The organism is Mesorhizobium mediterraneum, assembly GCF_002284565.1.
GTDB classification, from domain to species: Bacteria; Pseudomonadota; Alphaproteobacteria; order Rhizobiales; family Rhizobiaceae; genus Mesorhizobium; species Mesorhizobium mediterraneum.
Genome location: NZ_NPKI01000010.1, coordinates 1 through 5,392 on the forward strand (window position 1 = coordinate 1; position 5,392 = coordinate 5,392).

2 protein-coding genes and 2 pseudogenes are annotated in these 5,392 nt (G+C 58.0%); 2 read left to right on the top strand and 2 right to left on the bottom strand.

Features of this window, described 5'->3' with window-relative positions; all coding sequences use genetic code 11:
- The first annotated feature begins 377 nt into the window (after window positions 1-377).
- Entirely contained in the window at window positions 378-2,426 is a 2,049-nt protein-coding gene (locus tag CIT25_RS05135) for an NADH:flavin oxidoreductase (protein ID WP_095483494.1), read from the top strand.
- A gap of 523 nt (window positions 2,427-2,949) precedes the next feature.
- A pseudogene (locus CIT25_RS05140) lies at window positions 2,950-3,562 on the top strand (transposase); the annotation flags it as partial.
- A 299-nt stretch (window positions 3,563-3,861) separates the two neighbouring features.
- Here CIT25_RS05140 and CIT25_RS05145 read toward each other — a convergent pair.
- On the bottom strand, window positions 3,862-5,028 hold the full coding sequence (locus CIT25_RS05145; protein WP_095483495.1) for an IS110 family RNA-guided transposase: 1,167 nt from the start codon (window positions 5,026-5,028) through the stop codon (window positions 3,862-3,864).
- A gap of 47 nt (window positions 5,029-5,075) precedes the next feature.
- Window positions 5,076-5,392 (bottom strand): annotated as a pseudogene (locus CIT25_RS05150) (integrase core domain-containing protein); the annotation flags it as partial.

Consider the following 5,392-nt stretch of genomic DNA (forward strand, 5'->3'; position numbering starts at 1 on the left):
CGCCCCATTGCTCGACTTACGTTTCATCATTGGCACCTATACAGATTGCAAACCCGTCGCGTGCGGCCATCGCGGTGCGCCATCATCGACAGTCACCGTGTTTGGATCAAGCGTTAACATGCCGTACGCGCGCCTCGGTCCCTAAAAAGCACTATCAAATCAGATGCCCTACCTTCAAGTTCAGGCCGCTTGACAATATGTCATGCGCTTGTCATTCTGTCAACTTGAGGGCGACCGAGTTGCGCTGCCATGCGGATATGAACGCGAATAAGGGAGGACGATATGGCCCTTCTAAATCGTCGAGTCTTTAGCGATGGTTTAGTTGATTTTCTAAAGCGACACCTCACAGTCTTGCCCGGGAGCTTCGAGTGACGTCCATGACAGCTATTCAGCAAACAACAAAGGATCCGCTTCTGCAGCCTCTGACAATTCGTGGTCTGACGTTGAAAAATCGAGTGATGAGTTCGGCTCATGCCTCAGCCATGGACGACGACAGTATGCCGGATTTGCGGTATCAGCGTTATCATGAGGAAAAGGCTAAGGGCGGCCTGGCGCTGACCATGTTCGGAGGCAGTTCCAACATCGCGCCGGATTCCCCTACAACGTTTCGCCAGTTGGACGCCGGAACTGACCGGATCATTCCCTATTTCCAACAGTTCGCTGAGCGCATTCATCAGCATGGTGCTGCACTTATGTGCCAAATCACCCATCTCGGTCGTCGCGGCGATGCTCAAACCGGGGCATGGTTGCCGATGATTGCACCATCGCCAGTACGTGAAGAACTGCAGCGCAATTTTCCTCGGCAAATGGATCGGTGCGACATCGATCGAGTCGTGCGCGCATTCGGCCAAGCAGCTCGGCGCTGCCGCGAAGGCTTGCTTGATGGTCTGGAGACCTTGGCCGGGGGACATCTGATCGGCCAGTTCCTTTCGCCGCGAACCAATCTGCGCGACGACGACTTCGGGGGGAGCATCAAGAACCGTGTTCGCTTCGCACTCATGGTTCACGAAGAAATTCGCCGCCAAGTCGGCGAGAAATTCGTCGTCGGTATGAGATTGTCGCTGGATGAGGGTGACGGCGGGTTGAGGTTCGACGAGGTTCTGGAAATAGCTACGATCTTGAAGCAAGAAGGAGCGGTTGATTTCTTTAACTGCATGGTCGGCAGAATGGATACGGAGCTGACCCTCGTTGAAGAAAACATGCCTGGCATGAGCCGCCCTCTAGCGCCCTTCCTCGACCTGGTTGGCCGGTTTCGTCGAGAGATCGGAGTGCCGGTATTCCATGCGGCGCGAGTGACTGATGTTGCTAATGCACGCCACGCTGTCCGTGAAGGCATGCTCGACATGGTGGCTATGACCCGCGCCCATATTGCTGACCCCGAGATCGTCAAAAAGATTGTCCGCGGCGAAGAGAATCGGATCCGCCCTTGCATCGGGGCTTCGCATTGCATCTACAAAAAACCGCACTGCATCCACAACGCCGCTTCGGGCCGTGAGACATTGCTGCCGATGACCGTATCCGCGGGCGCGACGCCGGGCAAGAAAGTCGTAGTCATTGGCGCCGGTCCGGCAGGAATGGAAGCAGCGCGCGTCGCAGCCGAACGCGGGCACAACGTAGTTTTATTCGAAGCCGCCCCGCGTCTTGGCGGGCAAATCTTGCTAGCCGCCAAAACATCTTGGCGGAGGGATCTAATTTCCATTGTTGATTGGCGGGTGAGCGAACTAGAAAGGCTTGGTGTGGACGTACGGTGCAACGTATTCGCGGAAGCAGACGACGTACTGGCTGAAAATCCTCATCATGTCTTTGTCGCGACAGGTGGCATACCAGCCGGTGGTGACCTCCCTGGCGCCCACCTCCCCGGCGCCAACCTTGCAGTTTCAAGTTGGGATCTCCTGTCAGGGGATGTTCGTCCCGAAAAACACGTGCTGATCTGCGACCACACCGGTCGCCACGAAGCCGTTGCCACGGCCGATCATCTCTCGGGCAACAGGCACATTGTTACGTTAGCCACGGCCGACTCCTATGCCGCAACTGAGATGGGGTACCCCGATAGGATAATCTTTCACAAGCGGCTGGCGGCGCAGGGCGTCACGACACTTCCATACCTGAAGCTTGGCGACATACGTAGAGAGGGCAACCGGCTTGTCGCAACGCTGATCCATCAACTCACAAACGCCCGGCAAGAAATCACCGCTGATCAGGTAGTTTTGGAGACGGGAACGATGCCCGTAGCGGAGCTTTTTTTTGACCTGAGCGAGCGTTCGCTCAACAAGGGAATGACGGATGTTGACGCAATGGCGGAATGGTTGCCTCAGCCGCGGCAAATTGGCGATGGATTCACGCTGCACCGGATCGGCGACGCCTTAACGTCGCGCACGATCCATGCTGCAATTTTGGAAGCTTACAGGTTGACAGTAAATCTGTGACCATCTGAACGACAGCACCGATCTGGCTGTTGTCGGAAGTTAGACCGCCTTACGATGTTGTCTTCGTCGAGGCCGAGGTTAGTAGTGTGCATTGCGAGGCCGGCGCGCCAAGCCGATTTACGATTTCACACGGATCTAAAAGCGAAGAGGTTCCAGCGGAGGACCAGTATCTGGTTTCGCGGAGTTGACGTGCTGAAGCCAAAGTTCTCTACGCGCGGAACTCCGCCGAAGGTCGGCATTTCGTCGCTATGACATGATTGTTGTTGGGGCAGCCAATCCTGTAAAGCTGCCAATGTACGGCGGCTGGATAGATGGAAGCGCGGCGTCCCCTCAACCAATATATAGTCGACCGTGAACTATCCGCAAGTTGTTGATCTGGCGCGTTGATTAAGGCGGACGGCAGGTTTTGAATTGCAAGCTTTGCGGTATTTGGCCCTGTTTTCCTGCAATTCGGTTTTTGCGATTCCCTTGTGCTGCGGAGCGTGATTCACTCGGTTCGGCGGGCGAATCGAGGGGACGGCGAATGTCCAGGCCACGCGAGAAGCGCGAGACGGGAGAGCAGGATCTGTTCCGCTCCAGGCTCGACCAGATCATCAACATGAAGCACGAGCTGGTGCGGCCGGCGCAGGCGATCGACTGGCCGGTGCTGGAGGAGCGTTTCGGCGCCGTCTATTCACGGCCCCGGCATGTCGCCGCTGCCGACCCGGCTGATGGCGGGGCTGGCGATCCTCAAGCACACCTTCAACCTGTCGGACGAGGTGCTGTGCGAGCGCTGGGTGGAGAACCCCTACTTCCAGCACCTCACCGGTGAGACGTTCTTCTGCCACACGCTGCCGTTCGACCGCTCGTCGATGACGCGGACCATTCGCGACATCTCCCGCCAGATCGCCGGCGACGCGGGGCTGGACGCGCTCTTCAAATGGCCGCTCTACCAGGCCGCCACCGTTCTCCAGCAACGTCAGCGCCAGCGCGGTCGCAAGATCTACAGCCTGCACGCGCACGAGGTGGAATGCATCGGCAAGGGCAAGGCGCATATGCCTTACGAGTTCGGGGTGAAGGTGTCGGTGGCCACCACGCTGAAGCGCTCCAAGGGCGGCCAGTTCGCCCTGCATGCAAAAGCGCTGCCCGGCAATCCCTCACATGAGGCTTTTCGGGTCAAGGGGTATTTTCAAGGCGGCATGGGATTGTCCCTGTTCACGGTATCCATGGTCTGAGCCCGTTTTTAATACCGGTCCGATATCCGGACCTGTACAACCTCACATCCGGTCGCCGCTCCAAGGCGGCTGCACCAATATCCCGCATCCAGCGGTCAGGGCTCAGGAGGACGGGACCATTCTACGACACGGCTGTTGAGGCCATAGGATTGCTCGGTGCGTCCACCCGGATCCCGTCAGGAGTGATCAACTCCTGAGGATAGGAAGAGAGTTGAAGAGCGTCACGCTGCCTTCACGATGGCTCCTTCGATAACGATGCCGTGGTGCACGTATTTCCAGAGCGCGACGAGCAGCTTGCGGGCAAGCGCGACGATTGCGACCTTTTTGCTGCGCAAGGCGCCCTTGTCGATCCGCACATGGAACCAGCGGGTGAGAGCCGAATCCGGCTGATGGCGCAGCCAGAGCCAGGCCAGTTGGATCATCGTTGTCCGTAGCCGAGGATTACCCGCCTTCGAGACACCTTGCTCCTGATTGATCGTCCCGCTTTGCCAGGGAGACGGTGCCAGCCCGGCGTAGGCGGCGATCTGCCTTCGGTTGCCAAACTGCTGAAACAGGCCTTCAGCATACAAGATGGCCGCAAACTCCGCACCAATCCCCTTGAGAGCAAGAAGCGCAGTCATAGGCGCTGTCTGGTCGGGCTTCTCTTCGGCGATCAGCGCATCCCGTTCGGCCTCGACCGCCTTGATTTGGCCGAGCAGTAGTTCGAGACGATCAAGCTCGCGAACGATCTGGGCCTTGAGATGATGGGACAGCGGGCGGCCATCGCCGGTCCGCAATTCTTCCAGCCGCTTGCGCCGGTCACGGCACAGCGGTTCATAGTCCCGGATCCCTTGGTTGAAGAGAAGCCCCTTGATCCGGTTGTTGTGAGCAATCCTCTCGGCCACCAGCGCCTTGCGCTCGCGGGAAATGCGGAGCCGATCTTCCGCCTCGAGGCTCGGCACCTTGACCATCGAGCACACCCGTGGCTCTCCCCGCTTGTAGGCCATCAGCGTCCGGATTAACGTCTCGCCATCGATCCGGTCGGTCTTTGCTCGCCGCCGCTTGCGCGGCACCGCAATCGAGGCGGCATCGACCACGTAGCTTTCAATCCAGGACTCTGCTGCGAGTACTCGCTCGATCCAGAAGCCGTCCAACCCCGCCTCCTGGATGACTACCACTGGATACAGTTTGCCCTGCCGGACCTGCGCTTTCTGCCGCAGGGCCTCAAAGCGGGCAAACAGACCGGCAATGTCACCGCCCTTCACCGAGTGGAATGACATCTTCTCGCTGCCCGGCGACATCGAAGTTACAAGCCAGGTCGACTTGCTCAGTTCCAACGACACGAAGACTGCGCCAAGATTGGTTCGGATAGCGGCTTGGGTGTTGGGGCCGTCAGTGTTCAAAAGCATGATTGTCTCCAGAGTGGGGATATTGAGCAACCTCACTTTGGCAGAGCCTAGGTGTTTAGTCCCGGCATTTGATGGGTGGGATCGAATCGGAACCGTTCAGGCTCTTTTGCCCAGATTTTGCAGATGAATTCGTGAGGGTGTGAGGCCCTTGAGGGTCTTAAGCCGGCGCGCGAAATTGTAAGCTAAGATGAAGTCGGCGAGATGTCGGCGCAGTTGATCGTGATCGTCATAGTGGAAGCGCTTGACGGTGGCGTCCTTGATGGTCCGATTCATCCGCTCGACTTGGCCGTTCGTCCAGGGATGGTTGATCTTTGTGAGCCGGTGCTCGATGCCATGTTCGTCGCAGATGCCGTCGAAGATGTGC

Bases quoted from the DNA above. Each gene is read 5' to 3' on its own strand.
- CIT25_RS05135 (WP_095483494.1), top strand. From the start codon at position 378: ATGACAGCTATTCAGCAAACAACAAAGGATCCGCTTCTGCAGCCTCTG.
- CIT25_RS05145 (WP_095483495.1), bottom strand. From the start codon at position 5,028: ATGCTTTTGAACACTGACGGCCCCAACACCCAAGCCGCTATCCGAACC.